The 26,509-nt window shown below is 72.4% G+C and carries 29 protein-coding genes and 1 pseudogene; 20 read left to right on the forward strand and 10 right to left on the reverse strand.

Annotated elements, in window-relative coordinates:
• Positions 1-5: 5 nt before the first annotated feature.
• Positions 6-1,139 carry a DUF2786 domain-containing protein gene (locus tag ABTY40_RS04780; RefSeq protein ID WP_352058151.1) on the forward strand — a complete coding sequence of 378 codons (1,134 nt, stop codon included), beginning with the start codon at positions 6-8 and terminating at the stop codon, positions 1,137-1,139.
• A gap of 287 nt (positions 1,140-1,426) precedes the next feature.
• Positions 1,427-3,487: an FUSC family protein gene (locus tag ABTY40_RS04785; RefSeq protein ID WP_352058152.1), complete on the forward strand. Its 2,061-nt coding sequence runs from the start codon at positions 1,427-1,429 to the stop codon at positions 3,485-3,487.
• A gap of 52 nt (positions 3,488-3,539) precedes the next feature.
• Here the strand turns inward: ABTY40_RS04785 and rpsN are convergent.
• Both rpsN and rpmB read right to left on the reverse strand, forming a co-directional pair.
• Positions 3,540-3,844, reverse strand: a pseudogene (gene rpsN, locus ABTY40_RS04790) (30S ribosomal protein S14).
• A complete protein-coding gene (gene rpmB / locus ABTY40_RS04795) occupies positions 3,844-4,080 on the reverse strand; it encodes a 50S ribosomal protein L28 (RefSeq protein ID WP_345287948.1) in 237 nt (78 codons plus the stop codon). The pseudogene rpsN and the gene rpmB overlap by 1 nt, the downstream one beginning before the upstream one ends.
• A gap of 63 nt (positions 4,081-4,143) precedes the next feature.
• Between rpmB and rpmG the strand changes: the two genes are divergently transcribed.
• From rpmG to ABTY40_RS04820, 5 genes are all read left to right on the forward strand, one after another.
• Entirely contained in the window at positions 4,144-4,308 is a 165-nt protein-coding gene (gene rpmG, locus ABTY40_RS04800) for a 50S ribosomal protein L33 (protein WP_044382365.1), read from the forward strand.
• A gap of 6 nt (positions 4,309-4,314) precedes the next feature.
• The gene (locus ABTY40_RS04805) at positions 4,315-4,623 is read left to right on the forward strand and encodes a type B 50S ribosomal protein L31 (RefSeq protein WP_352058153.1); all 309 of its coding nucleotides are present in this window, start codon (positions 4,315-4,317) and stop codon (positions 4,621-4,623) included.
• Entirely contained in the window at positions 4,623-5,750 is a 1,128-nt protein-coding gene (locus ABTY40_RS04810) for a CobW family GTP-binding protein (protein WP_352058154.1), read from the forward strand. The genes ABTY40_RS04805 and ABTY40_RS04810 overlap by 1 nt, the downstream gene beginning before the upstream one ends.
• Before the next feature lie 3 nt (positions 5,751-5,753).
• Entirely contained in the window at positions 5,754-5,993 is a 240-nt protein-coding gene (gene rpsR / locus ABTY40_RS04815) for a 30S ribosomal protein S18 (protein WP_352058155.1), read from the forward strand.
• Positions 5,994-6,138: 145 nt separating this feature from the next.
• Positions 6,139-6,351 carry a DUF397 domain-containing protein gene (locus tag ABTY40_RS04820; RefSeq protein ID WP_309053168.1) on the forward strand — a complete coding sequence of 71 codons (213 nt, stop codon included), beginning with the start codon at positions 6,139-6,141 and terminating at the stop codon, positions 6,349-6,351.
• Between the two features lie 93 nt (positions 6,352-6,444).
• On the opposite strand, the gene ABTY40_RS04825 is transcribed toward ABTY40_RS04820, so the two are convergent.
• A complete protein-coding gene (locus tag ABTY40_RS04825) occupies positions 6,445-6,972 on the reverse strand; it encodes an ATP-binding protein (RefSeq protein ID WP_352058156.1) in 528 nt (175 codons plus the stop codon).
• Positions 6,973-7,281: 309 nt separating this feature from the next.
• Between ABTY40_RS04825 and ABTY40_RS04830 the strand changes: the two genes are divergently transcribed.
• The 7 genes from ABTY40_RS04830 (at position 7,282) to ABTY40_RS04860 (ending at position 13,690) form a co-directional block, all read left to right on the forward strand.
• Entirely contained in the window at positions 7,282-8,154 is an 873-nt protein-coding gene (locus ABTY40_RS04830) for a Sco1979 family transcriptional regulator (protein WP_352058157.1), read from the forward strand.
• Between the two features lie 58 nt (positions 8,155-8,212).
• Entirely contained in the window at positions 8,213-9,670 is a 1,458-nt protein-coding gene (locus ABTY40_RS04835) for an aldehyde dehydrogenase family protein (RefSeq protein WP_352058158.1), read from the forward strand.
• A 130-nt stretch (positions 9,671-9,800) separates the two neighbouring features.
• On the forward strand, positions 9,801-10,343 hold the full coding sequence (locus ABTY40_RS04840) for a DinB family protein (protein WP_352058159.1): 543 nt from the start codon (positions 9,801-9,803) through the stop codon (positions 10,341-10,343).
• Positions 10,344-10,390: 47 nt separating this feature from the next.
• Positions 10,391-11,026: a PadR family transcriptional regulator gene (locus tag ABTY40_RS04845; RefSeq protein ID WP_352058160.1), complete on the forward strand. Its 636-nt coding sequence runs from the start codon at positions 10,391-10,393 to the stop codon at positions 11,024-11,026.
• Between the two features lie 91 nt (positions 11,027-11,117).
• The gene (locus ABTY40_RS04850; protein WP_352058161.1) at positions 11,118-12,071 is read left to right on the forward strand and encodes an ATP-binding cassette domain-containing protein; all 954 of its coding nucleotides are present in this window, start codon (positions 11,118-11,120) and stop codon (positions 12,069-12,071) included.
• On the forward strand, positions 12,068-12,832 hold the full coding sequence (locus ABTY40_RS04855) for an ABC transporter permease (protein WP_352058162.1): 765 nt from the start codon (positions 12,068-12,070) through the stop codon (positions 12,830-12,832). The genes ABTY40_RS04850 and ABTY40_RS04855 overlap by 4 nt, the downstream gene beginning before the upstream one ends.
• A 159-nt stretch (positions 12,833-12,991) precedes the next feature.
• Positions 12,992-13,690, forward strand: a complete 699-nt coding sequence (locus ABTY40_RS04860; protein ID WP_345287916.1) for a DedA family protein — start codon at positions 12,992-12,994, stop codon at positions 13,688-13,690.
• A gap of 33 nt (positions 13,691-13,723) precedes the next feature.
• On the opposite strand, the gene ABTY40_RS04865 is transcribed toward ABTY40_RS04860, so the two are convergent.
• Together ABTY40_RS04865 and ABTY40_RS04870 are read right to left on the reverse strand one after the other, a co-directional pair.
• Positions 13,724-15,382, reverse strand: a complete 1,659-nt coding sequence (locus ABTY40_RS04865) for a threonine/serine exporter family protein (RefSeq protein ID WP_352058163.1) — start codon at positions 15,380-15,382, stop codon at positions 13,724-13,726.
• A 119-nt stretch (positions 15,383-15,501) separates the two neighbouring features.
• Positions 15,502-15,993, reverse strand: a complete 492-nt coding sequence (locus ABTY40_RS04870; RefSeq protein WP_309052121.1) for an inorganic diphosphatase — start codon at positions 15,991-15,993, stop codon at positions 15,502-15,504.
• Between the two features lie 102 nt (positions 15,994-16,095).
• Between ABTY40_RS04870 and dacB the strand changes: the two genes are divergently transcribed.
• From dacB to folE, 6 genes are all read left to right on the forward strand, one after another.
• Entirely contained in the window at positions 16,096-17,538 is a 1,443-nt protein-coding gene (gene dacB, locus ABTY40_RS04875; RefSeq protein ID WP_352058164.1) for a D-alanyl-D-alanine carboxypeptidase/D-alanyl-D-alanine endopeptidase, read from the forward strand.
• A 73-nt stretch (positions 17,539-17,611) separates the two neighbouring features.
• Positions 17,612-18,751: an Rv3626c family coenzyme F420 biosynthesis-associated protein gene (locus ABTY40_RS04880; RefSeq protein ID WP_352058165.1), complete on the forward strand. Its 1,140-nt coding sequence runs from the start codon at positions 17,612-17,614 to the stop codon at positions 18,749-18,751.
• 221 nt (positions 18,752-18,972) lie between these two features.
• Positions 18,973-20,016, forward strand: coding sequence for a tRNA lysidine(34) synthetase TilS (gene tilS / locus ABTY40_RS04885; protein ID WP_352058166.1), 1,044 nt, complete (start codon positions 18,973-18,975; stop codon positions 20,014-20,016).
• Positions 20,017-20,057: 41 nt separating this feature from the next.
• Complete coding sequence (gene hpt, locus ABTY40_RS04890) at positions 20,058-20,597, forward strand: hypoxanthine phosphoribosyltransferase (RefSeq protein ID WP_309056516.1); 540 nt, start codon at positions 20,058-20,060, stop codon at positions 20,595-20,597.
• 171 nt (positions 20,598-20,768) lie between these two features.
• Positions 20,769-22,796, forward strand: coding sequence for an ATP-dependent zinc metalloprotease FtsH (ftsH, locus tag ABTY40_RS04895; RefSeq protein WP_352058167.1), 2,028 nt, complete (start codon positions 20,769-20,771; stop codon positions 22,794-22,796).
• A 101-nt stretch (positions 22,797-22,897) separates the two neighbouring features.
• On the forward strand, positions 22,898-23,503 hold the full coding sequence (gene folE, locus ABTY40_RS04900; protein ID WP_352058168.1) for a GTP cyclohydrolase I FolE: 606 nt from the start codon (positions 22,898-22,900) through the stop codon (positions 23,501-23,503).
• A 19-nt stretch (positions 23,504-23,522) separates the two neighbouring features.
• On the opposite strand, the gene ABTY40_RS04905 is transcribed toward folE, so the two are convergent.
• The 5 genes from ABTY40_RS04905 to folP form a co-directional block, all read right to left on the reverse strand.
• Positions 23,523-24,005, reverse strand: a complete 483-nt coding sequence (locus ABTY40_RS04905; protein ID WP_352058169.1) for a DUF3180 domain-containing protein — start codon at positions 24,003-24,005, stop codon at positions 23,523-23,525.
• A 48-nt stretch (positions 24,006-24,053) separates the two neighbouring features.
• Complete coding sequence (gene folK / locus ABTY40_RS04910; RefSeq protein ID WP_352058170.1) at positions 24,054-24,653, reverse strand: 2-amino-4-hydroxy-6-hydroxymethyldihydropteridine diphosphokinase; 600 nt, start codon at positions 24,651-24,653, stop codon at positions 24,054-24,056.
• Positions 24,650-25,009: a dihydroneopterin aldolase gene (gene folB, locus ABTY40_RS04915; RefSeq protein WP_352058171.1), complete on the reverse strand. Its 360-nt coding sequence runs from the start codon at positions 25,007-25,009 to the stop codon at positions 24,650-24,652. Before folB ends, folK begins: the two co-directional genes overlap by 4 nt.
• 143 nt (positions 25,010-25,152) lie before the next feature.
• Complete coding sequence (locus tag ABTY40_RS04920; RefSeq protein ID WP_352058172.1) at positions 25,153-25,635, reverse strand: nuclear transport factor 2 family protein; 483 nt, start codon at positions 25,633-25,635, stop codon at positions 25,153-25,155.
• Positions 25,632-26,492: a dihydropteroate synthase gene (folP, locus tag ABTY40_RS04925; RefSeq protein WP_345287889.1), complete on the reverse strand. Its 861-nt coding sequence runs from the start codon at positions 26,490-26,492 to the stop codon at positions 25,632-25,634. Before folP ends, ABTY40_RS04920 begins: the two co-directional genes overlap by 4 nt.
• Positions 26,493-26,509: the final 17 nt, after the last annotated feature.

The following is a 26,509-nucleotide window of genomic DNA, read 5'->3' on the forward strand; positions in this document are numbered from 1 at the left end:
CAGCCATGTCGGAGGGGCGCACCGAGGCGACCACCGTCGCACAGGCCCTGCGGGCCGCCCTGCACACCCGGGACGACCACTCCCTCGACACGGCCGCGTCCCGGCTCGCCGCCGACCCGGGCGCGGACGCCGAACTGGCGCGACAGGGCGAGGAGTTCGTACGGACCCTGTGGGAGCGCGGCTGGCAGCCCGCGGACCTGGCGCGCGTGGTGCGGCGCGAGCTGTCGGACGAACACGTCCGTCTCCTGTCCGGCCTGATCGCGAAGGAGACGGCCCGGTACGGGACGCTCCCGCGCCGCTGGCGGGCCCAGCTGGACGAGCTGGAGCCGCCGGGCTGGACGGCCGACCGCTTCTCGTACGCGACGGCCGTCCTGGAGCTCTACCGGCTGCTGGTCCGGCTGCCGCGCCTGGACGCGGTCGGGCCGGTGCCGGGTGACGTCCTGCCGCCCGCCGCGGCCGGGGAGCCCCGGATGCTCAGCCGCATCAGGGCGCTGCTGGCGAAGGCCGAGGCCACCGGCTACCCGCAGGAGGCGGAGGCGCTCACGGCGAAGGCCCAGGAACTGATGGCCCGGCACAGCCTGGACGAGGCCTCCCTCGCGGCGGGCGCGCCCTCCCCGGAGACGCCCGGCGCGATCCGGATCGGGGTGGAGCCGCCGTACGAGCAGGCGAAGGCGATCCTGCTGGACGCGGTGGCCACGGCGAACCACTGCCGGGCGGTGTGGAACGAGGCGTACGGCTTCTCGACGGTGATCGGCTTCGAGGCGGACCTCGACCCGGTGGAACTCCTCTACACCTCGCTGCTGGTGCAGGGCACGGCGGCGATGACGCGGGCGGAGGCGGAGCAGCGGGCGGCGGGCCGCAAGCGCACGAAGTCCTTCCGGCAGTCCTTCCTGCTCGCGTACGCGAACCGGCTCGGCGCGCGGCTGTCGGCGACCTCACGGCGGGTCGCCTCCGAGGCGCCGTCCCTCCTCCCGGCCCTCGCGAGCCGCGAGGTGGCCGTGGCGGCCCGCACCGACCAGCTCTTCCCGGAGACCCGCACGACCCGCGTCCGCGCCGCCTGGGACGAGGCCGGCTGGACCCACGGCGCCACCGCCGCCGACCGCGCCGGCCTCCACCCGGGCCGGCCTCGCCTGCCGTAGGGGCCTGTCGTCCCGGGGTGGGGGTGAGCGGCGGGACCGGCGCCGGGAGGCCTGTCCCTCCGGGCAGGCGCCCTGAGCCGGCCCACCACGGCGCTCCCGCCTCCGCCCGGCACCACGGCGCTCCCGCCTCCGCCCGGCACCACGGCGCTCCCGCCTCCGCCCGGCACCACGGCGCTCCCGCCTCCGCCCGGCCCGGCAGGGCCCCCGCCTTGGGGTCGCCCCTGCCTCCAGCCACCCCCGGCGGGCCGAAATGCCCGATACGACCCCCGCCTGGATACGCTCGGGCCATGAGCTGGCTCCGCGCCCTGAAGCAGACCGCCCGCTCCGGGTTCGCCGTCGAGCGGCGGCGGCTCGAACCTCTGGTGGCCGCGCGGGGGGCGCTCGGCCTCGCGCTCGTCGTCGGGGTGGCGCTCGCGCTCTTCGGGCCGGCCGTCGCCGTGTCCTCGGCCTTCGGGGCCTTCCAGGCGGCGATCGCCACCTTCCAGCGGTCCTGGCGTCCCCGCCCCACCCTCGCGCTCGCCTCCGGGGCGAGCCTCGCCGTGTCGACCTTCGCCGGCTACCTCACCGGGGCCCACACGCTCGCGTTCCTCGTTCTCCTGCTCCTGTGGACCTTCCTGGCCGGGCTCGCCTGGGCGGCCGGCCCCACCGCCGGCCTGATCGCCTCCTCCAACGTGGCGATGATGCTGGTCACGGTCACGCTCCCGACCTCCGTCGCCACCGCCGCGGGCCACGCCGCCGTGATCTTCGCGGGCGGGGTGGTGCAGGCCCTCCTGGTCGTCCTGCTGCCCGTGCGCCGCTGGGGTGCCCAGCGCGACGCCCTCGCGGACGCGCTCGCGGCCGAGGCCGACTACGCCCGGCGCCTGCGGCACGACCCGGTGGCCGCCTTCGACCCCGTACCGCTCATGACGGCCCGCAGCGCCGCCGCCGTCACGCCCCGCGAGGCCCGCCGCCGGCCGGCGGAGCTGCACGGGGCCCGGGGCCTGGCCGAGCGGATCCGCCCGGTGCTGGCCTCGCTGGCCGATCCGGCGGTCGGGGTGCCGCCGGAGGGGCCGCAGCGGGACCGGGTGCGGGAGCTGCTCGGCGCGGCGGCCACCGTCCTGGACGCCGCCGCCCACGCGATCCGGCACGGCGAGCCCGTCGCCCTCCCCGGGCCCGCGCTCGCCGCGCTGCGCACCCCGGACACCGGCGCGATCCTCTCCGGGCCGCCGCAGCGCGCCGCGCTCCGCCTCGCCGCCCTGCTCGGCGACGTCCTGGAGACGGCGGAGCCCCGCACTCAGACCGCCGGCGCCCGGCCGCCGCACCACTCCGCCACCCTCACCCGCCCCACCCTGGTGCGGCTCGTGCCGGTCGTCCTGGCGAAAGTCCGTGCCGAGCTGCGCCCCGGCTCGCCGGTCCTGCGGCACGCGCTGCGCGTCTCGGCGGTCACGGCGGCCGGGTATCTCCTCGGCACGGCGCTGCCGTTCGGCCACGGCTACTGGGCGCCCATGACCTCGGTGATGGTGATGCGCCCGGACTTCACGCAGACGTACGCGCGTTCCGTAGCGCGGTTCGGCGGCACCCTGGTCGGCGTGGCGCTGGCGACGGGGGTGGTGCGGGCGGCGCACCCGGGCCTGTACACGTCCGCCGCCCTCGCGGTGCTGTGCGCCTTCGGGATGTACCTGCTGATGCGGACGGGGTACGCGGTCGCGCAGGTCTGCGTGGCCGCGTACGTCGTCCTGCTGCTCGGCATGGTGGGTGAGGGGCCGACCCAGACCGTACGGGAGCGGGTGCTGCTGACCCTGCTCGGCGGGCTCCTCGCCATGCTGGCGTACGCCGTCTACCCGGCCTGGGAGACGCCCCGGCTGCGCGGCCGGCTCGCGGACTGGCTGGCCGCGGCCGGGCGGTACGCGGCGGCGGTCGCGGCCCGGTACGCCGACCCGGCCGGGGCGCCGGGGTCCGCCGTACGCGAGGCGCTGCTCGGCACCCGGGCGGCGCGGGTCGCGTGGCAGGAGGCGGTGGGGCGGGCGACCCACGAGCCGGTGCGGCACCGGGGCCTGTCGCACGCGGTGGCGGAGGAGGCCGGGCACGCCCTGGCGCAGTTCGGGCGGGCCGCGATGCTCCTGGAGGCGCACCTCCCGGAACCCGGCGCCCCGCCGCTGCCCGCCGCCGCCCGCCTCGCGGAGGCCCTGCGCCGGGTGACCGAGCGGGGCGCGAAGGCGGTCCGGGAGCGGCGCGAGCCGGACTGGGACGAGCTGCGGCGCACGCTCGCGGCCTGGGACACGGAGGTGCCGGACCCGGTCCTGCGCAAGGCGGCCCGCCTGCTCCTGGAGGCCCTGGACGACCTGTCCGGGGCGCTGCGGAACGCCTGAGGGGCCCGCGCCCGCCCGCCCCCGTGACCGGTGCCGGCGGGCCCGGCTCACCTCACCAGGAGGACTTCCGCACCCCGGGCAGGAACCCGGCGTGCGCCTGCTCCCGGACCCGGATCCGGGACAGGCCGAACTTCCGCAGATGGCCCCGGGGGCGGCCGTGACCGCGTCGCGGTTGCGGACCCGGGTCGCGCTCGCGTCACGCGGCTGGCGGCTCAGCTCGCGTACGGCGGCCTCCCGGACGTCGGCGGGGGTGGAGGGGCGGCGGATGAGGTCCTTCAGTTCGGCGCGCCGCTCGGCGTAGCGGGCGACGACCGTCCTGCGCCGCTCGTCGCGGGCGATCTTGCTGCGTTTGGCCATCAGACCTTCACCCCCCGGGCGCGGATGCGGGCGACGGCGGCCTCGATGCCGAGGGTGTCGACGGTCTTGATCCCGCGGGCGCTGAGTGTCAGCCGGACGTACCGGCCCTCGCTGGGGAGCCAGTAGCGCTTGCGCTGGATGTTGGGGTCGAAGCGGCGGGAGCTGCGGCGGTGGGAGTGCGAGATCCGGTTGCCGAATCCGGGCTGCGCGCCGGTCAGCTGGCAGTGGGCGGACAAGGGTGACCTACCTCTCCAGGACGTCATTGGTAATGGAATTCATTTTCATTTACTCTACACGGCATGGCCCGCAACGAACTCCGCCCCGTCATCAAGCTCCGGTCCACCGCCGGCACCGGGTTCACCTACGTCACCCGCAAGAACCGCCGCAACGACCCCGACCGCCTGACCCTGCGCAAGTACGACCCGGTGGCAGGCCGTCACGTCGACTTCCGAGAGGAGCGCTGACCCCGCATGAAGCCCGGCATCCACCCCCCGTACGAGCCCGTCGTCTTCCGCGACAGGGCGGGCGGCTTCGCCTTCCTCACCCGCTCCACGCTCACCAGTGACAAGACCGTGGAATGGGAGGACGGCCGCACCTACCCCGTGGTCGACGTGGAGATCTCCTCGGCGAGCCACCCCTTCTACACCGGCACGGCACGCGTCCTGGACACCGCCGGCCGCGTCGAGCGCTTCGAGAAGCGCTACGGCCGCCGCACCCCGCAGGCCCCCGCGACCCCGGCCCCCGGGGCCGCCGGTTCCCCGGCCGGGGCAGCCCGCTGATGCTGTCCGTCGCCCTGGTCGGGGGACTGCACTCCGACGCCCGCCGCGCCGCCGTGGACCGGCTCCTCGCCACCGTCCCCGGCAGCGTGGCGCTCCACCACGACCTCGCGACGGCCCCGGAGACGGGGACCGTCGCCCGGGTCGTCCGGGACGCCACCGGCACGCTGTCCACCGACGACACCCCGCTCGTCAACGACTGCGCCTGCTGCGCCCTGCGCGAGGACCTCGTCCCCGAGCTGGAGCGGCTGCGCGACTCCGGCCTCACCCGGCTCGCCGTCGTCGAACTCTGGGACTCCGTCGAGCCCAAGGCGATGGCCGAGGTCGTCGCGGCGGCCGGCCTCCGGCTCACCGCCGTGATCACCGCCGTCGACCCGGCCCTGGTCCTGCCGTATCTCGGCAACGGCGACGACCTCGCCGACGCCGGGCTCGCCGCGGCCGCCACCGACCGCCGCACGGTCGCCGACACCTGGGCCCGCCAGCTGGAGTACGCCCCGGTCCTGGCCGTCCTGGACAGCCCCGAGGCCGACGACGAGGACCGCGCGCTCCTCGCCCAGCTCCACCCCACCGCCCACCGCGTCCCCGTCGAGGGCGACGGCCTCGCCGCGGCCGCCTTCGCCGGCTTCGACGTGGAGGCCGCGGCGGCGGCCCAGCACCCGGCCTGCGCGCTGCTGCCGCAGGAGGCCGACGCGAGCGGGGTCGCCACCTTCGTCTGGCGTCACCACCGGCCCTTCCACCCCGGACGGCTGTACGCGGCCCTGGAGGACCTGACCTGCGCGGCGGCCCGCAGCCGGGGCCGCTTCTGGCTGGCGGACAAGCCCGACACCCTGCTCGCCTGGGACGCGGCGGGCGGCGCGCTCTGCGTGGAGAGCGCCGGGCCCTGGCTGGCCTCGCTGCCCGACGCCGCCTGGGAGATGGTGCCGCCGGTCCGCCGCGCGGCGGCCGCCCTCGACTGGCACCCCGAACACGGCGACCGCTGCCAGCACCTCGTCTTCACCTCGCCCGGCCTGGACCGCGACGGCCTCGCCGAGGTCCTCGGCTCCTGCCTGCTCACCGACGCCGAGTACGCGGCCGGCCGCGAGGCCTGGCAGGCGCTGGCGTCCGACTTCGACACCCTCCTGGAGGTCTGAACCGTGTCCCGCACGTCCCCCCGCAAGCCCCCGAAGCCGCGCCCCAACCCGCTGGACCGGGACGGCGTCACGTACATCGACTACAAGGACACCGACCTGCTGCGGAAGTTCGTCTCCGACCGCGGCAAGATCCGCAGCCGTAGGGTGACGAGGGTGAGCGCCCGGCAGCAGCGGCAGATCGCCCGTGCCGTGAAGAACGCGCGGGAGATGGCACTCCTGCCGTACTCGTCGGTAGCACGCTGAGTCGCGCCCCCGCTACAGCCCGCGTGCACGTGCATCTGCTCCTGCATCCGCATGTGAACACAGCTATGATCCGAGGAAGTTGAGTCCTGCACCAACGCATCTCGGGGAGCTACCAGTGCATCACGCGCACCACGCGTACAACGGCATGGCGGCCACGGAGCTGCGCGATGTCGTCTGGCAGAAGAGCAGGCACAGCAACTCCCAGGGATCGTGCGTGGAGTTCGCCAAGCTGCCCGGGGGAGACGTCGCCGTGCGCAATTCGCGCTTCCCGGACGGGCCGGCACTCGTCTACACGCCCGCGGAGATCGAGGCGCTCCTGCTCGGCGTGAAGGACGGCGAGTTCGACCACCTCGTCTGAGGACCCGGGTACGGGGAAGGGCCCCGGCGCCGTGAAGCGCCGGGGCCCTTCCCCGTACCCCTGTCACCGAAGGCCCGTCACGCGCCGGCCCCCTCAGGGCAGCCGGGGGCCGGGTACCGCCTGCTGCTCGGGTCCGATGCGGAACAGCGCCCACACCACCTTGCCCTGGAGCGTGCCCGCGAGCGGGTGCCAGCCCCAGCTGTCGCTGAACGACTCCACCAGGAACAGCCCGCGGCCCGACTCGGCGGCGAAGTCCTCCTCGCCGCCGCGCGCCTCCGGGCTCTCCCCGCTGGGGTCCCGCACCGCGCACACCAGCCGGGAGGCCCACCGCATCAGGTGCAGGCGTACCGGCGGGTTCAGGCCTTCGTCGTGCGCGGCGTCGGCGGGCAGCGCGTGGCGCAGCGCGTTGGTGACGAGTTCCGAGACGACCAGGGCCACGTCGTCGAAGCGCTCGCTCATGTCCCAGCGGTCCAGGGTCGCGCTCGTGAACGTCCGGGCCCCCCGCACGGCCTCGTACCGCGCGGGCAGGGCGCAGGAGGCGGAGGTCGAGACGGCGCCGGGATCGATCGGCGGAAGGCCCTGCCGTAACGGCTCGAGCACGGTCGATCCATTCGTCCCCATGCGAGGCACTCCCGGGAATCGCGACTGTGGTGCGACAACACGACAACACGAACGAGTACGCGGCTGCGCACGGGCCATGGTTCCGAAAGCGCCCACGGTATGCAAGGGCAGATGCACGTGCACGCGCCGGACCTGTCCGAAGCTGTGGTGAATCCGGGCCAAATCTTCCGTGCCCGGCGTGACGGTCCGGTGCTCCCTTCCCGCCATCCGCCACCGCCTTGTGTAACCGGCTGTGTACGGGCTGAAGCGTTTGATGGCAGAATCCGGGGCTCGACGGGGGCTCGACACCGTGAAGGGGAGGCTGGAACCGTGACCGCAGGCGAAGCGGGCGGAGCGAACGGGAGCGTCGTCCGGCGCATCCTCCTGGGCTCCCAGCTGAGGCGGCTGCGTGAATCGCGCGGCATCACCCGTGAGGCGGCCGGGTACTCGATCCGCGCGTCCGAATCCAAGATCAGCCGTATGGAGTTGGGACGGGTGAGCTTCAAGTCCAGGGACGTCGAAGACCTTCTGACGCTCTACGGAGTCACCGACGAGTCCGAGCGCGGAGCCCTCCTCGGCCTCGCCCGCGAGGCCAACCTGGCCGGGTGGTGGCACAGTTACGGCGACGTGCTGCCCGGATGGTTCCAGACGTACGTCGGCCTCGAAGGCGCCGCCTCCCTGATCCGCGTCTACGAGGTGCAGTTCGTCCACGGCCTGCTCCAGACCGAGGCCTACGCGCACGCCGTCGTCAGCCGGGGGATGCCCGGCGCCCCGGCCGCCGAGATCGACCGCCGCGTCGCGCTCCGCATGGAACGCCAGAAGGTCCTCGTCTCCGAGCGCGCCCCGCAGTTCCACGCCGTCCTCGACGAGGCCGCGCTGCGCCGCCCGTACGGCGACCGCACGGTCATGCGGGAGCAGCTGCGGCACCTCATAGAGGTCTCCGAGCACCCCGGCGTCACCCTCCAGGTCATGCCCTTCCGCTTCGGCGGCCACGCGGGCGAGAGCGGCTCCTTCGCCATGCTCAGCTTCCCCGAGTCGGACCTCTCCGACATCGTCTACCTGGAGCAGCTCACCAGCGCCCTCTACCTCGACAAGCGCGAGGAGGTCGCTCAGTACGAGCGCGTGATGGAGCAGCTGCGGAAGGACAGTCCGGATCCGGCCGAAAGTCGTGACCTCCTGCGCGGACTTCTTCAACTCTCCTGACGCGTCAGTACGATGACGCCACATCAGTCGCGCAGGAGCAGGTAGAGGGGTCCCATCCATGTCGCACTTCACCGACCTGGCCCACCAGTACATCGACGGCGAGTGGAAGCCCGGCAGCGGGTCGTGGGACATCATCGACTTCAATCCGTACACCGGGGAGAAGCTCGCCTCGATCACCGTGGCGACGGCCGGCGAGGTGGACCGGGCCTACCGGGCCGCCGAGCGGGCGCAGACCGCGTGGGCGCAGACCAACCCGTACACGCGCCGGCTCGTCTTCGAGCGGGCGCTGCGGATCGTCGAGGACCGCGAGGAGGAGATCTCCGCGACGATCGTCGCGGAACTGGGCGGCACCCGCCTCAAGGCGGCCTTCGAGCTGCATCTCGTGAAGGAGTTCCTGCGCGAGTCGATGCAGCTGGCGCTCCGGCCGGAGGGCCGCATCCTGCCCTCGCCGGTGGACGGCAAGGAGAACCGCGTCTACCGGGTCCCGGTCGGGGTCGTCGGCGTCATATCGCCCTTCAACTTCCCCTTCTTCCTCTCGGTCAAGTCGGTGGCGCCCGCCCTCGCGCTCGGCAACGCCGTCGTCCTCAAGCCGCACCAGAACACGCCGATCTGCGGCGGCACGCTCGTCGCCAGGATCCTGGAGGAGGCCGGGCTCCCGGCCGGTGTGCTGAACGTCGTCGTCACCGACATCGCCGAGATCGGCGACGCCCTCCTCACCCACCCGGTGCCCAAGGTCATCTCCTTCACCGGTTCCGACCGGGTCGGCCGGCACGTGGCCACCGTCTGCGCCCAGAACTTCAAGCGCGCGGTCCTCGAACTCGGCGGCAACAGCGCCCTGATCGTCCTGGACGACGCCGACGTCGACTACGCGGTGGACGCGGCCGTCTTCAGCCGCTTCGTGCACCAGGGCCAGGTCTGCATGGCCGCCAACCGCATCCTGGTGGACCGGTCCGTGGAGGCGGAGTTCACCGAGAAGTTCGTGGCGAAGGTGCGGACCCTGCGCGTCGGCGACCCGGCCGACCCCGCCACCCAGATCGGCCCGCTCATCAACTCCCAGCAGGCCGAGTCCGTCTCCGCGGTCGTCGAGCAGACGATCCGGGGTGGCGCGACCGCGCTGCTGCACGGCACCGCCGACGGCAACCTGGTCTCGCCGTCCGTCCTCACCGGCATCCCCGCCGACGACCCCGTCCTCCGCCAGGAGATCTTCGGCCCCGTCGCCCTGATCGTCCCCTTCGACGGCGAGGACGAGGCCGTACGGATCGCCAACGACACCCCCTACGGGCTCAGCGGCGCCGTCCACACCGGCGACGTCGAGCGCGGTGTGCGGCTCGCGCGGCGCGTCCACACCGGCATGATCCACATCAACGACGGCACCGTGCACGACGAGCCGATCGTCCCCTTCGGCGGCGAGAAGCACTCGGGCCTCGGCCGGCTCAACGGCGAGGCGACGGTGGACGCCTTCACCACCCAGAAGTGGATCTCCGTCCAGCACGGCCGCAGCCGCTTCCCCTTCTGAGCTCCTGAGCGGCCCTCCGGTCCGGCGCGCGAGATTCCTTCCGTAAGTCCGCCTACTAGGACAGCAGTTGTCCTCGTTGGCCCGTAGCGTGGTCGTTGTCGAAGAGATCGCACGACGGAAGGCGGACATCATGGTGGCTCTCGTTCCCGCGGAGGCCCAGGGCGACGAGCGCGGCGCGTTCCTCAACTTCATCGAGGCGCAGCGCGCCGCGATCCGGCGCGCGGCGCGCGGCCTCACCGAGGAGCAGGCGGCGAGCCGTCCGAGCGCCAGTGAGCTCAGCCTCTCCGGGCTGATCAAGCACGTGGCCGAGGTGGAGCTGAACTGGCTCCGCCTCGCCCAGCAGCGGCCGAACGAGCGGCAGCGCACGCAGGAGACCTGGGGCGAGGCCTTCCGGCTGACCGACGGCGAGACGATCCCCGAGATCGTCGACTTCTGGGCCGGGGTCGCGAAGGAGACCGAGGACTTCGTGCGCTCGGTGCCCAGCCTGGACGACACCTTCCCGCTGCCGCCCGCGCCCTGGTTCCCGAAGGACGGGCGGGTGTCCGTGCGGTGGATGCTGCTGCACCTCGTGCAGGAGATGGGGCGGCACGCCGGGCACGCGGACATCGTCCGCGAGTCCCTGGACGGCAAGGTCTCCTTCGATCTGATCGCGGAGGAGCAGGGGCGCGGATGACCCCCGCCCCGCGTACCCTGGTCAAAATTGACTAGGAGGTGTGCGGGATGTCGGCGATCCGGCTTCTCGTCCTGGGCGCGGTCAAGCAGCACGGCCGCGCCCACGGCTACCAGGTCCGCAACGACCTGGAGTTCTGGGGCGCCCACGAATGGTCCAACGCCAAGCCCGGCTCGATCTACCACGCGCTCAAGCAGATGGCCAAGCAGGGGCTGCTGCGCGCGTACGAGCTGGCGCCGAGCACCGTGGGCGGCCCGCCGAGGGTCGAGTACGAGCTGACGGAACGCGGCCTGGAGGAGTACTTCGCCCTGCTGCGCGCGTCCCTGACGACCTACGACCAGAAGATGGACGTGCTGTCGGCGGGCATCGGCTTCCTCGTGGACCTGCCGCGCGCGGAGGCGGTGGAGCTGCTGCGCCGGCGGGTGCGGGCCCTTGACGAGTGGCGGACCTCGGTCACCGAGTACTACACCCCCGAGGGCGGCCCCGGCCAACTCGGGCACATCGGGGAGATCATGCACCTCTGGGTGCACTCGGCCGACGCGGGCAAGGAGTGGACGCTCGGCCTGATCGAACGGATCGAGGCCGGCGCGTACGTCTTCGCGGGCGAGGGCGAGCCCTTCGTCGGGGTCCTCGCCGAGGGGCAGGAGAACCCGTACGCGACCGGCGCCGCCCCGTCCTCTGATTAATCAAGTTTGACTAATGCTCCCGCGGGGGCATACCTTCCTGCGTCGGTGCCCAGTGGTCAAACTTGACTACGAACATCTCGGGAGGAACGGCATGACGGAGGACGCGATCCTCGTGGAAGGCGCACGCAAGCGGTACGGAGAGAAGAACGCCCTGGACGGCCTCGACCTGCGCGTCGCACGCGGCACCGTCCACGGCCTGCTCGGCCCCAACGGCGCGGGCAAGACCACGACGGTACGGATCCTGGCCACCCTCCTCCGGCACGACGAGGGCCTCGTCCGGGTCGCCGGCCACGACGTGCGGACCGAGGCCCGCCGGGTACGCCGCCGGATCGGCCTCCTCGGCCAGTACGCCGCCCTGGACGAGGAACTCGACGGCCGGCAGAACCTGGAGATGTTCGGCCGGCTCCACCACCTCGGCGCGCGCGGCGCCGCCGCCAGGGCCGGCGCCCTCCTGGAGCGCTTCGGCCTCACCGACACCGGCCGCACCCCCGTCAAGCGGTACAGCGGCGGCATGCGGCGGCGGCTCGACCTGGCAGCCTCCCTGATCACCGACCCCGACGTGCTGTTCCTCGACGAGCCCACCACCGGCCTCGACCCGCGCGGGCGCGGCGAGGTCTGGGACTCCGTCCGCTCCCTCGTCGGCGGCGGCACCACCGTGCTCCTCACCACCCAGTACCTGGAGGAGGCCGACCGGCTCGCCGACCGGATCTCCGTCGTCGACCGGGGCCGCGTCGTCGCCGACGGCACCCCGGACGCGCTCAAGACCCGGGCCGGCGCCGACCGGATCGACGTGGTCGTACGGGACGGGGCCCGGCTCGACGAGGCCGCCGCCGCGCTGCCCTTCCCGGCCGCCGCCACCGACGTCGACCGCGACCGGCGCCGGATCAGCGTCCCCGTGCACGACCGCATGGCCTCGCTCACCGCGACCGTCCGCGCCCTGGAGGAGGCCGGCATCGAAGCCGAGGACGTGGCCCTGCGGCGGCCCACGCTGGACGAGGTGTTCCTGAAACTGACCGGCGAGCGGACGGCGGAGGTGGCCGCATGAGCGCGGCGTACGTGGTGAGCGACTGCTGGACCATGACCCGCCGGGAGCTGGCCCACTGGGCGCGGCAGCCGGTGCAGGTCCTCGTCGGGCTCGTGTTCCCGGTCATGATGCTGCTGATGTTCGGCTACCTCGTCGGCGGCGGGCGGGCCGTCGACGGTCCCTACATCGACTACCTGGTGCCCGGCATGCTCACCCTCACCATGGTCTTCGGCCTCGAAGGGACCATGACGGCGGTGACCCGGGACCTGCAGAAAGGCGTCGTCGACCGCTTCCGGGCCATGCCGATGACCGACGGCGCCGTCCTCGTCGGACGGGCCGCGGCCGACATGCTCCAGTCGGCCGTGGGGCTCCTCCTCCTGACCGGCGTCGGACACGCGATCGGCTGGCGGACGCACGGCGGCCCCGGCGCCCTCCTGGGGGCCCTGGGCCTGCTGCTCCTGCTGCGCTTCGCGATGCTGTGGATCGGCATCTTCCTCGCCCTGGTCGCCGGCCGGCCGGAACTCGTCCAGGCCGTGCAGATCCTCGTCTGGCCCGTCGGCTTCCTCTCCAACGCCTTCGCCTCGCCCGACGCGATGCCCGGCTGGCTCGGCACGGCCGTCGAATGGAACCCGATGTCCGCGACCGCGACGGCCGTCCGCGCCCTCCTCGGCAACCCCGGCGGCGAACCCGGCCACCTCACGGCGGCCGTGCTGTGGCCGCTGCTGCTCCTGGTGATCTTCTTCCCGCTCGCCGTCAGGAGGTTCGCCCGGCTCGGGACGTAGCCGGGCGAAACGGGAGGGGCGCCGGCGGGGACGTACGGACCGGCGGCGCCCCCGCACCCCCGTGGGAACCGGGTGGAACCGGGAGGGCCCCCACGGCGTTGATAGCTTGGGGCGCGCACCGTCCCCATGCCCCCACCGAACCGCAGGAGCCCGGAACCCGTGACCACGATTGCCCTCGGACCGAGCTGGCTCGACCCGGACTACCTGATCCAGACCTTCGGTCTCATCGGTGTCCTCGTCATCGTCTTCGCCGAGTCCGGACTCCTCATCGGCTTCTTCCTGCCCGGCGACTCGCTCCTCTTCACCACCGGCCTGCTCGTCACCACCGGCAAGCTCGACTACCCGCTCTGGCTGGTGTGCACCCTCATCGTCGCCGCCGCGATCATCGGCGACCAGGTCGGCTACCTCTTCGGCCGCAAGGTCGGCCCCGCCCTCTTCCGGCGGCCCGACTCGAAACTCTTCAAGCAGGAGAACGTCGAGAAGGCGCACGAGTTCTTCGAGAAGCACGGCCCGAAGTCCCTCATCCTGGCCCGCTTCGTGCCCATCGTCCGCACCTTCACGCCCATCATCGCGGGCGTCAGCCGGATGAACTACCGCTCCTTCATCACCTTCAACATCATCGGCGGTGTGCTCTGGGGCGCCGGCGTCACCCTGCTCGGCGCCTCCCTCGGCAAGATCGACTTCGTGCACCGGCACATCGAGGCGATCCTCATCCTGATCGTCCTGATCTCCGTGGTCCCGATCGTCATCGAATACCTGCGGGCCCGCTCCCAGTCGAAGAAGAACCCCCCGCGCGAGGAGCACGACGGCCCCGGCGCCGCCGCCCAGCCGCGCGGCGGCCGCCACGCCAAGCGCTGACCCCGCCCCCGAAGCCGTACCCGGCCCGCCGCCTCAGAAGCCCCTCGTACGCTTCGCCGCGCGGCGGGCCGCCGCCGCACCCGGCGCCCGCATGAAGAGGCGGGCCAGCTCACCGCCCAGGTTCACCCCGATGGCGATCGCCAGCGCCAGGGCCGACGCCTTCGCCAGCGAGGCGAAGCCCTGATCCAGATTGTTCTGGGCGATCGCCAGCACCCCGAAGTACGTCGCCGAACCCGGCAGCAGCGGACCGATCGCCGCCGTCACGTACGGCAGCGACGACGTGTGGTGATAGCGGGCGATCAACTGCCCGAACAGGCCCACCAGCCCCGCCGCCACCGCCGTCGCCATCACCGTCGACCCCTCCGCGGTCACCGCGATCGACGCGTAGATCACCCACGCCACCCCGCCGTTCAGCGTCGCGAACAGCACCGTCCCGCGCGACTGCTGCAACAGGATCGCGAACGTCGCGCACAGCACCATCGACGCCAGGATCTGCGTCACCGGCCGCTCCACCGCCCGCAGCGTCCCCTCCGGATTCAGCTGCGCGTCGAACTGCACCGCCACGTACAGCACCGACAGCACGCCCACCACGATCGCCACGAAGAAGTAGGCGACCTCCAGTAGCCGGGCCGAGGCCGTGATGTAGAAACCGGTCAGCCCGTCCTGCACCGCCGCCACCAGCGCCCGCCCCGGAATCAGCGCGAACAGACCACCCGTGATCACCGCCGACGGCCGCAGATCCGCGTGCAGCAGCGTCAGCAGCACCCCCATCGCGGCCGGCGGCATCGCCGCCACCAGGAACTGGTAGAACTCCGGCAGCCCCCGCCCCGCGCACAGCCACGCCAGCCGGTCCCCGAGCACCGCGCCCAGCGCCGCCACGAAGAACACCGTCGGCCCACCGCCCAGCAGCACCGACGCCGCGCCCGCGAGCATCCCCGCCGCCGCCGTCAGCACCCACCCCGGATACGGATGCCGGTTCCGCCGGATCTCCGCGAGCCGCCGGTACGCCTCCTCCGGCGACACCTCGTGGTCCGGATCGTTGATGTCCGCCAGGAGCTGGTACACCGCCTCCAGACGCGTGTAGTCCGTCCCCCGCCGCCGCACCGTACGGTTCGCCGTCACCGGATCGTCCACCAGCGACGGCTGGTACGTCACCGACAACAGCGTGAACGTCACCGTCGGCTCGCACCGGTCCAGCCCGTACGAGCGGCAGATCGCGAACATCGCCGCCTCGACGTCCTCCGCGCCCTCCCCGCCGGCCAGCAGCAGCTCGCCGATGCGCAGCGTCAGGTCCAGGACACGCGGCACCGAAGGCCCCGCGTCGTCCTCCTTGCCCGCCGCCTCCGGCACCGGCCGCTCACCCACCGGCAGCCGCAGCATCGTCCGCATCCGGTCCTGCCACGGCGCGTTCCGCGGCAACTTCACCAGCGGCACCCCGTACGCGGGCGTGAACGCCGGCGGCGAGTCCTTCGCCGAGTACGTCGACGGCGGCGCGAACGCCGACCCCTCCTGCTCCGTCGGCGGCTCCGGCGTCAGCCCCTCCGGGAGCGCGAACTCCGACGTCGGATGCTCCTCCTCCGCAGGAGCGGGCTGCTCCACCCCCGGCGGCGGCACGAAAGCGCTGCGCGCCTCGTCCGACGGGGGCTTCCGGTCCCCCCAAGCCTCCTCGGGACCCTCCGGCTCCGCCACCACTCTCTCCGCCTCATCCCCAGGGAATCGTGCATTCCAGTATGAGTGTGCGCCGGACGCGCGAAGGCGGCGCACCCCCCGAGGGGTGCACCGCCTTCACACAGTCTCCGCGGACAGGGGCCTCAGTGGGCGCCCTGCTCCTTGAAGCGCGCGTACGACTTCTCGATCTCCGCCTCGGCCTCGGCGCGGCCGACCCAGTCGGCGCCCTCGACCGACTTGCCCGGCTCCAGGTCCTTGTAGACCTCGAAGAAGTGCTGGATCTCCAGGCGGTCGAACTCCGCCACGTGGTGGATGTCCCGCAGGTGCTCCATGCGCGGGTCGGTGGCCGGGACGCACAGCAGCTTGTCGTCGCCGCCCGCCTCGTCCGTCATGCGGAACATGCCGATGGCACGGCACTTGATGAGGCAGCCGGGGAACGTCGGCTCGTCCAGGATGACCAGCGCGTCCAGCGGGTCACCGTCCTCACCGAGGGTGTTCTCGACGAAGCCGTAGTCCGTCGGGTAGGCCGTCGACGTGAAGAGGCGACGGTCCAGGCGGATGCGACCCGTCTCGTGGTCGACCTCGTACTTGTTCCGCGACCCCTTCGGGATCTCGATGGTGACGTCGAACTCCACGGGTGGCTCCTCCTGAATCAACACAAGTGAATGCTCGCGACGACGCGCGGTGATTAAGTGTCCCTCACGCACGTGTGTGATCGCGAAAGGGGCTGGTCAGCAATGCCTGAACCGAGGACGTGGCGGCTCACGGCGGGCTCCGCCGTACTCGGTCTGGCACTGGCCACCGCGGCGGTCACCGCGGCCGGGCCCTGGGACGGAGGCCAGCGTACGGCCGAACGGGCCCGCGCCGCCGCCCCCGCGGCAGGTGGCGCACATCACGCCCCGGCACCCGCCCCCGCCGCCCCCCACCGCCCCGCCCCAGCCCCCAGCGCCCCCGCCGTCCTCGCCGCCCTCGGCACCGGACACACCCCCGCCGGCGGCGACCGGGCCCCCGCCGCCCCCGCGGAGCCCGCCACCCGTCCGGCCGACCTCACCGCCGCCCTCGTCCCCCTGATGGCCGATCCCGGGCTCGGCGCCCTGCGCACCGCCTCCGTGGTCGACACCGCCACCGGCACCACGCTCTACGCCGAAGGCGCCACCACCCCCATGACCCCCGCCTCCACCATCAAGATCGCCACCGTCACCGCCGCCCTCTCCGCCCTCGGCCCCGACCACCGCATCGCCACCACCGTCACCGCCCACCCCGACGGCCGCACCCTCACCCTCACCGGCGGCGGCGACCCCACCCTCGACACCACCCGCCTCCGAGCCCTCGCCACCACCGCGGCCCGCACCCTCACCGCACGCGGCCACACCTCCGTACGCCTCACCTACGACACGAGCCTCTACCAGGGCCCCACCCTCCACCCCATCGGCCCCGACAACGAGAACCTCGCCCCCGTCACCGCCCTCATGACCCGCGCCGGCCGCCTCGACGACAGCACCAGCGGCATCGCCCCCCGCTCCGCCGACCCCGCCCGCGACACCGCCACCGCCTTCGCCGGCCACCTCACCGCCGCCGGCATCCAGGTCACCGGCCACCCCGCCCCCGGCCCCACACCCCGGGCCCAACCCCTCGCCCGCACCCACTCCGCCCCCCTCGCCGAACTCGCCGAACGCACCCTCACCCACAGCGACAACGACCTCGCCGAAGCCCTCGCCCGCCAGACCGCCCTCGCCCACCGGCAGCCCGCCAGCTTCCAGGGCGCCGAAAAGGCCGTCCACGACGAACTCGCCCGCCTCGGTCTCCCCCTCGCCGGAACCCGCTTCGCCGACGGCAGCGGCCTCGACCGCCGCGACCGCGTCACCGCCGCCCTCCTCACCGGCCTCCTCACCCGCGCGGCCGACCCCGCCCGCCCCGCCCTGCGCCCCGTCCTCACCGGCCTCCCCGTTGGCGGCTTCACCGGCACCCTCGCCACCCGCTACGACACCCCGCCCGCCACCGCCGGCGCCGGACTCGTCCGCGCCAAGACCGGCACCCTCCGCGGCGTCAACACCCTCGCCGGAACCGTCGTCACCCCCGGCGGCCGCCTCCTCGCCTTCGCCTTCCTCGCCGGCACCACCCCCTCCGCCGAACAGGCCCAGCCCGCCCTCGACCGCCTCTCCGCCGCCCTCACCCGCTGACCCGCGCACCCGCGCCGGCGCGAAGCCGCACCGAACCGGTACCGAACCCGCCCGGAGACCGTACGGTTGACACATGACGAGCATCGGTGGCGCAGGCACATCAGGGATGGTCGACTGGAACCTCGCGGTCGCGACCGCGACCCGCCTCGTACGGCCCGGACCCGAGGTCACCCGCGACGAGGCCCGCGAAGTCGTGGCCGAACTGCGCAGACACGCCAAGGCCTCCGAGCAGCACGTCCGCGCCTACACCCGGATGCTCCCCGAGGACTCCGACCACCAGGAGACCCCCGTCCTCGTCGTCGACCGCGCCGGCTGGATCAGGGCCAACGTCGCCGGCTTCCGAGAGCTCCTCACCCCCCTCCTCGGCAAAATGCAGGAACGCCGCTCCGGCAACCCCGGCAGCGCCGTCCTCGGCGCCGTCGGCGGCAAGGTCACCGGCGTCGAACTCGGCATGCTCCTGTCGTTCCTCGCCTCCCGCATCCTCGGCCAGTACGAGACCTTCGCCCCCGCCACCCGCGACCTCCCCGCAGGCCCCGACGGGGGCGGACGCCTCCTCCTCGTCGCCCCCAACATCGTCCACGTCGAACGCGAGCTCGACGTCGACCCGCACGACTTCCGCCTCTGGGTCTGCCTCCACGAGGAGACCCATCGCACCCAGTTCACCGCCGTCCCCTGGCTCCGCGACCACCTCCAGAGCGAGATCCAGGCCTTCCTCTCCGCCACCGACGTCGACCCCGGCACCGTCGTCGAACGCCTCCGCGAAGCCGCCCAGACCCTCGTCGGCGGCCGCCCCGAAGCGGAAGAGGGCGAACCCGGCCCCTCCTTCGTCGAACTCGTCCAGACCCCCGAACAGCGCGAGATCCTCGGCCGCCTCACCGCCGTCATGAGCCTCCTCGAAGGCCACGCCGACCACGTCATGGACGGCGTCGGCCCCGAGGTCGTCCCCTCCGTCGCCGAGATCCGCGAAAAATTCCAGCAGCGCCGCGCCCGCGGCGCCTCCCGCCTCGACCTCGCCCTGCGCAAACTCCTCGGCCTCGACGCCAAGCTCCGCCAGTACCGCGACGGCGAACGCTTCGTCCGCGCCGTCGTCGACCAGGTCGGCATGGACGGCTTCAACCGCGTCTGGACCTCGCCCAACACCCTCCCCACCAAGAGCGAGATCGCCACCCCCACCGACTGGATCGCCCGCGTCCACCGCAGGGCGGACTCCTGAGACGGATGCGGCGCACGACACCAGAACAGCGTGAAACCCCCCACCAATCACCCGTCCGAGGGACCCTGAGCACGGGGTGAGGCGTGCAATGCTCGGGTAAGGGGCCGGGTTCTGTCACCATCGATGCACTCTGCGTGACCGAACTGAGTGACCGAACCCCCCTTCCCGACCGTTAACACTCCGACCGAGGCACCCCACCCCATTCACGAAGGGCACCGGACATGGGTCCCCATCCTGCGGTCGCGGCGATACGCCTGGCGGTCCGCCGCGTACTCCACGACGTCCTCACCGAACACACCCACCGCACCACCGGCACCGGCCACCCCACCGGCCCCACCCCCGCACCCGACGGGACCCCCCTCGTCCTCGTCGCGTGCTCCGGCGGAGCCGACTCCATGGCCCTCGCCTCCGCCCTCGCCTTCGAAGCACGCAAACTCCCCCTGCGCGCCGGCGGCATCACCGTCGACCACGGCCTCCAGGAAGGCTCCGACACCCGCGCCGCCGAAGTCGCCGACCGCATGACCGCCCTCGGCCTCACCCCCGCCGAAGCCGTCACCGTCACCGTCGGCCGCGAAGGCGGACCCGAAGCAGCCGCCCGCGACGCCCGCTACGCCGCCCTCGACGCCGCAGCCGAACGCCACGGAGCCACCGCCGTCCTCCTCGGCCACACCCGCGACGACCAAGCCGAAACCGTCCTCCTCGGCCTCGCCCGCGGCTCCGGCATCCGCTCCCTCTCCGGCATGGCCGCCGTCTCCGGCACCCACGGCCGCTACCGGCGCCCCTTCCTCCAACTCGACCGGCAGACCGTCCGCAAAGCCTGCATCGCCCAGGAACTCGCCGTCTGGGACGACCCCCACAACACCGACCCCGCCTACACCCGCTCCCGGCTCCGCCACGAAGGCCTCCCCGCCCTCGAAAAAGCCCTCGGCAAAGGCGTCGTCGAAGCACTCGCCCGCACGGCCCAGCTCTCCCGCGACGACGCCGACGCCCTCGACACCTGGGCCGCCGACGCCGAGACCGCCGTACGCGACGAAGCAGGCGCCCTCGCCTGCGACAAACTCTCCGGCCTGCCCCCGGCCGTACGCCGCCGCGTCCTGCGCCGCGCCGTCATCGCCGAAGGCGCACCCGCCGGCTCCCTCTTCGCCCGCCACATCGAGGAAGTCGACCGCCTCATCACCGGCTGGCGCGGCCAGGGAGCCATCAACCTGCCCGGCCGCGTCGAAGCCCGCCGCCAGGGTGGCAGACTGGTCATCCGGCAAGGCTGACGCACGCTGCAACGAAAGTGACCCGGGTGAACGAGAAGGACATGGGCACCGACCTCCAGTCGGTGCTCATCACCAAGGAAGAGATCGACGCCAAGCTGGCCGAGCTGGCAGCGAAGATCGACGCGGAATACGCGGGCAAGGAACTGCTCATCGTCGGCGTCCTCAAGGGCGCCGTCATGGTCATGGCGGACCTGGCACGCGCCCTGTCCACCCCCGTCACCATGGACTGGATGGCCGTCTCCTCCTACGGCGCCGGCACCCAGTCCTCCGGCGTCGTCCGCATCCTCAAGGACCTCGACACCGACATCAAGGGCAAGCACGTCCTGATCGTCGAGGACATCATCGACTCCGGCCTCACGCTGTCCTGGCTCCTCTCCAACCTCGGCTCGCGCGAGCCCGCCTCCCTCGAGGTCTGCACCCTGCTGCGCAAGCCCGAGGCCGCCAAGGTCGCCATCGACGTCAAGTGGATCGGCTTCGACATCCCCAACGAATTCGTCGTCGGCTACGGGCTCGACTACGCCGAGAAGTACCGGAACCTCCCCTTCGTCGGCACCCTCGCCCCCCACGTCTACGGCGGCTGAACCCGCCCCGGCACGGGGAACCCGCACCGCCTTCCCTCCGTTGAACCATCGGAAGGCGGTCGCGGGCGACAATGCTGAGGTACCGTCCGAAGAACAGCTTTTTCACAGTGCAGCTCTCACAGCGGCATTTTCCTACGGGCAGGAGGGACGGGGCGAACTCGCTCCGTATGGATGGACGTGAAGCGATACTTCCGTGGGCCGGTCATGTGGATCGTGCTGGCCGTCCTCGCCGTGGTCGTGCTGATGCAGGTCGTCGGCTCGTCCGAGGGCTACAAGACGGTGGACACCGGCAAGGTCGTCCAGGCGATCGACAAGAACCAGGTCAAGCAGGCAAAGCTCACCACCGGTGACGAGCAGATCATCAAGATCGAACTCGTCGACGGCCAGCAGATCGACAAGAGCAGCAAGGTCCAGGCCAGCTACATCGGCACCCAGGGCGCCGACCTGGCCGACAAGCTCCAGGAGAAGTTCGAGGCCGGGCAGATCGAGAAGGGCTACACCGTCTCCCCGACGAAGCAGTCGCCCTTCGTCTCGATCCTCCTCTCGCTGCTCCCCTTCGTCCTCATCGTGGTCGTCTTCCTCTTCCTGATGAACCAGATGCAGGGCGGCGGCTCCCGCGTCATGCAGTTCGGCAAGTCCAAGGCGAAACTCATCACCAAGGACACCCCGAAGACGACCTTCGCGGACGTCGCCGGCTCCGACGAGGCCGTCGAGGAACTCCACGAGATCAAGGAATTCCTCCAGGAGCCCGCCAAGTTCCAGGCCGTCGGCGCCAAGATCCCCAAGGGCGTCCTCCTCTACGGCCCCCCCGGCACCGGCAAGACGCTCCTCGCGCGCGCCGTCGCCGGCGAGGCCGGCGTGCCCTTCTACTCGATCTCCGGCTCCGACTTCGTCGAGATGTTCGTCGGCGTCGGCGCCAGCCGCGTCCGCGACCTCTTCGAGCAGGCCAAGGCCAACGCCCCGGCCATCGTCTTCGTCGACGAGATCGACGCCGTCGGACGCCACCGCGGCGCCGGCCTCGGCGGCGGCCACGACGAGCGCGAGCAGACCCTCAACCAGCTCCTGGTCGAGATGGACGGCTTCGACGTCAAGGGCGGCGTCATCCTGATCGCCGCCACCAACCGCCCCGACATCCTCGACCCCGCCCTCCTGCGCCCGGGCCGCTTCGACCGGCAGATCGCCGTCGACCGCCCCGACATGCAGGGCCGCCTGGAGATCCTCAAGGTCCACCAGAAGGGCAAGCCGGTCGCCCCGGACGTCGACCTCGGCGCCGTCGCCCGCCGCACCCCCGGCTTCACCGGCGCCGACCTCTCCAACGTCCTCAACGAGGCGGCACTGCTCACCGCCCGCAGCGACAAGAAGCTGATCGACAACAAGGCGCTGGACGAGGCGATCGACCGCGTGGTGGCGGGCCCGCAGAAGCGGACCCGCATCATGTCGGACAAGGAGAAGAAGATCACCGCCTACCACGAGGGCGGACACGCCCTCGTCGCCGCGGCCTCCCCCAACTCCGACCCGGTCCACAAGATCACCATCCTGTCCCGCGGCCGCGCCCTCGGCTACACGATGGTGCTCCCGGAAGAGGACAAGTACTCGACCACGCGCAACGAGATGCTCGACCAGCTCGCCTACATGCTGGGCGGCCGCGCGGCCGAGGAGCTCGTCTTCCACGACCCGACCACGGGCGCGGCCAACGACATCGAGAAGGCCACCGCCACGGCCCGCGCGATGGTCACCCAGTACGGCATGACGGAGCGGCTCGGCGCCATCAAGTTCGGCGGCGACAACACCGAGCCCTTCCTCGGCCGCGAGATGTCGCACCAGCGCGACTACTCGGAAGAGGTCGCCGCACTGGTCGACGAAGAGGTCAAGAAGCTCATCGAGACCGCGCACAACGAGGCCTGGGAGATCCTCGTCGAGAACCGTGACGTCCTCGACAACCTGGTCCTCGCCCTCCTGGAGAAGGAGACGCTGGGCAAGGAGGAGATTGCCGAGATCTTCGCCCCCATCGTCAAGCGCCCGGCCCGCCCGGCCTGGACCGGCTCGTCCCGCCGCACCCCGTCCACGCGTCCGCCGGTGCTCTCCCCCAAGGAGCTCGCCCTGACGAACAGCGCGAACGGCACGGCGACGACCACCGCCGGCACGGTCGACACCACCAAGGGCATCGAGGTCGCCCCCGAGGACACCCCGGAGACCTGATCCCCGGACGACCCCGGAATGGCTGCCGCGCCCCCACAGGTTCTAGCCTGTGGGGGCGCGGCATTTTCGCGCCATGTTCAGACAGACGGAACGAGGCACAGATGACCGACCCGGTGACGCTGGACGGCGAGGGCACGATCGGCGAGTTCGACGAGAAGCGCGCCGAGAACGCCGTACGAGAGCTCCTCATCGCGGTCGGGGAGGACCCGGACCGCGAGGGGCTGCGGGAGACGCCGGCGCGGGTGGCGCGGGCGTACAGGGAGCTGTTCGCGGGGCTCTGGCAGAAGCCCGAGGACGTTCTGACGACGACGTTCGACCTGGGGCATGACGAGATGGTGCTCGTGAAGGACATCGAACTGACGTCTCAATGTGAACATCATCTCCTCCCATTCCATGGCGTAGCGCACATTGGCTACATTCCGGCTGAAACGGGCAAAATCACCGGCCTGTCCAAGCTGGCCCGCCTCGTCGACGTTTTCGCCCGCCGTCCGCAGGTCCAGGAGCGACTGACCACGCAGATCGCCGACTCCCTGATGAGGATCCTCGAAGCCCGGGGCGCGATCGTCGTGATCGAGGCGGAGCACATGTGCATGGCGCTCCGCGGCGTCCGCAAGCCCGGCGCGAAGACGACCACCTCGGCCGTACGGGGACAACTGCGGGACGCCACCACCCGCGCCGAGGCTATGTCCCTGATACTGGCCCGCTAGCCGGCGCGGTCGGCGAGTCTCAGGCCCGGGCCTCGCCCGGGCCTTCGTCGTCGTCCTCCGGGAGCTTGCAGACGTGCTCCAGGAAGAGGGCGGCGGCGATCACGCCGATGCCCGCCGCGACCGAGAGGGCCGCGTAGAGGGCCTGGTCGCGGCGGGCCGGGACGTCGAGGGAGGCGAGGAGGAAGACGCCGATGCCTCCGTACATGCCGGCGACGAGCGCGGCGACCAGCGCGCTGGCCTGGCCGAAGACGACCGCCCGGGCCGCCATCAGGGGTTCCACGCCCTTCGCGCCGGGGCGGCGCTCCCGCTGGGCCCTGAGGCGGGCGCGCAGGGAGAGCGCCGTGGCGGCGAGGACCGCCGCGATGACGGCGAGGACGACGGGGGCGGCGAGGGGCACGCTGGGAAGGGTGCCGACGGAGTCCCAGAGGCGGCTGGCGCCCCAGGAGAGGATGCCGGCCACCAGGAACAGTCCGGCGAGCACCTTCAGCCGCAGTTGTTTCACCGGGTGTCCTTCATGTGGTCGCGGAGCGGTCTGCCACGAGCGTAACGATTACTCGGGCAGACGGAGTTCCAGGTCGTCACGGGGGGTGACGTCCGCGTGTCCGAGGGAGGTCAGGAGGTCGGCGACGGCTCCGTGGCCGGGCAGGAGCGCGGCGGGGTCGACGTCGTTCCAGGGGGCGAGGACGAAGGCGCGCTGGTGGGCGCGGGGGTGGGGAAGGGTGAGGACGGGGTCGTCGGAGACGACGTCGGCGTACGTGATGATGTCGACGTCGATGGTGCGGGCGCCCCAGCGCTCTTCGCGGACGCGGTGGAAGGCTTCCTCGACCGCGTGGGCCCGCTCCAGGAGGGAGGAGGGCGGCAGGGTGGTCTTCACGAGGGCGACGGCGTTGAGGTAGGAGGGCTGGCTGCCGGGTTCGACGCCCCAGGGTTCCGTCTCGTAGACGGGGGAGACGGCTTTGACGCGGAGGCCGGGGGTGTCGGCGAGGGCGTCGACGGCGCCCTGGAGGGTTTCCAGGCGGTTGCCGAGGTTGGCGCCGAGGGCGAGGACGGCCCAGCGGGGGTTGGAGAGGGTGGTGTCGGCGGCGTCGACGGTCTCGACGACGGCGGCGGGCACGGGCTGGACGGTGGGGTCGCTCTGGGTCGGCTTCATCGTCGGCTCCGGGTGATGGTGACGGTCACGTCGTCGAAGGGGACGGTGATGGGCGCGTCGGGTTTGTGGACGACGACCTCCACTTCCTGGACGCCGGCGTGGCTGAGGCATTGCTGGGCGATGCGCTCGGCGAGGGTTTCGATGAGGTCGACGGGTTCTCCCTGGACCACGTCGACGACCTCTTCGGCGACGATGCCGTAGTGCACCGTCTTCGTCAGGTCGTCGTCGGCGGCCGCCGGGCGGGTGTCCAGGCCGAGGACCAGGTCCACGATGAAGGTCTGGCCCTCCTCGCGCTCCTTGGGGAAGACGCCGTGGTGGCCTCGGGCCTTGAGGCCGCGCAGCGCGACACGATCCACGCGAATCACTCCTGCTGTCGTAGTTCGGGTGGCCACGCAGCCGGGTGCGGACGGCCGGGTGTCCTTTGTCGAATCTACCCGCGGGCACCGACAGCACCTGTCCGTGGGGGCGTGGTGGCCGGTTGTGGGGGGTGGTGGTGGGGTCAGGGGGTGCCGGGGAGGCCCGGGGCGCCGGGGTCGTCGCCGCCGGGTGTGTCGTCCGTCTCGGTGAGGACGGGGGAGGCGTGGTGGGACCAGATCCGCCAGCCTTCGGGGGTGCGGCGGAAGAGGTTGGTGGCGACGACGAGCTGTCCCATGAGGGGGCCGAGTTCGGCGCCGTCCTCGGCGGGGCCGCCGCTGAGGATGTTCTCGGTGCAGGTGACGAGGGCGGTGTCGCCGGTGACGGTGACGGTGAGGTCGGTGAGGAAGAACTGGATGTACTCCGTGTTCGCCATGATCAGGGCGTAGGAGCGGAGTACTTCCCCGCGGCCGGTGAGGACGGGCCAGCCGGGGTGGACGCAGGTGATGGGGGTGGCGCCGTCGTCGAGCCAGAGCTGGGAGACGGTGTCGAAGTCGCCGGTTTCCATCGCTTCGTAGAAGGCGGTGTTGGCGGCTTCGACGGCGGTCCGGTCGGTGGTGGGGGTCACGCGGCTCCTTCTACGGCCCTGGCGACGCGGACGGCGTCGGCGGTGGCGCGTACTTCGTGGACGCGGACGGCCCAGGCGCCTTCGTGGGCCGCGATGGCGGAGACGGCTGCGGTGGCGGCGTCGCGTTCGCGTGCGGGGGGTGGGGCGGCGCCTTCGCGGGCGAGGACGTGGCCGAGGAAGCGTTTGCGGGAGGCGGCGACGAGGAGGGGGTGGCCGAGGGCGCGGAGCCGGGGGAGGTGGGCGACGAGGGCGAGGTCGTGGGGGGCGTGTTTGGCGAAGCCGAGTCCGGGGTCGACGATGAGTCGGTCGGGGTGGATGCCGCCGTCGATGACGGCTTCGAGGCGGAGGCGGAGTTCGTCGACGACCTCGGTGACGACGTCGTCGTAGACGGCGAGGTTGTTCATGTCCTTGCTGAAGCCGCGCCAGTGCATGACGACGAAGGGGACGTCGGCGGCGGCGACGGTGGGGATCATGCGGGGGTCGGCGAGGCCGCCGCTGACGTCGTTGACGAGGGTGGCGCCGGCGTCGACGGCGCGGGCGGCGACGGTGGCGCGCATGGTGTCGACGGAGACGGTGACGCCTTCGGCGGTGAGGCCGCGGACGACGGGGATGACGCGGCGGAGTTCTTCGTCCTCGTCGACGCGGGTGGCGCCGGGGCGGGTGGATTCGCCGCCGACGTCCACCAGGTCGGCGCCTTCGGCGACGAGGTCGAGGCCGTGTTTGACGGCGGCCGTGGTGTCGAACCAGCGGCCGCCGTCGGAGAAGGAGTCCGGGGTCACGTTGACCACGCCCATGACGGCGCAGCGGTCCCACTCCGGCAGGCCGCGGGCGGTCCCGCGGTCGATCGTCGTACTCATGTGTCCAGCGTAGGGCC

Origin of the sequence: Streptomyces sp. NPDC126503 (genome assembly GCF_040302405.1) — a bacterium.
In the GTDB taxonomy this organism is placed as follows: Bacteria; Actinomycetota; Actinomycetes; order Streptomycetales; family Streptomycetaceae; genus Streptomyces; species Streptomyces gulbargensis.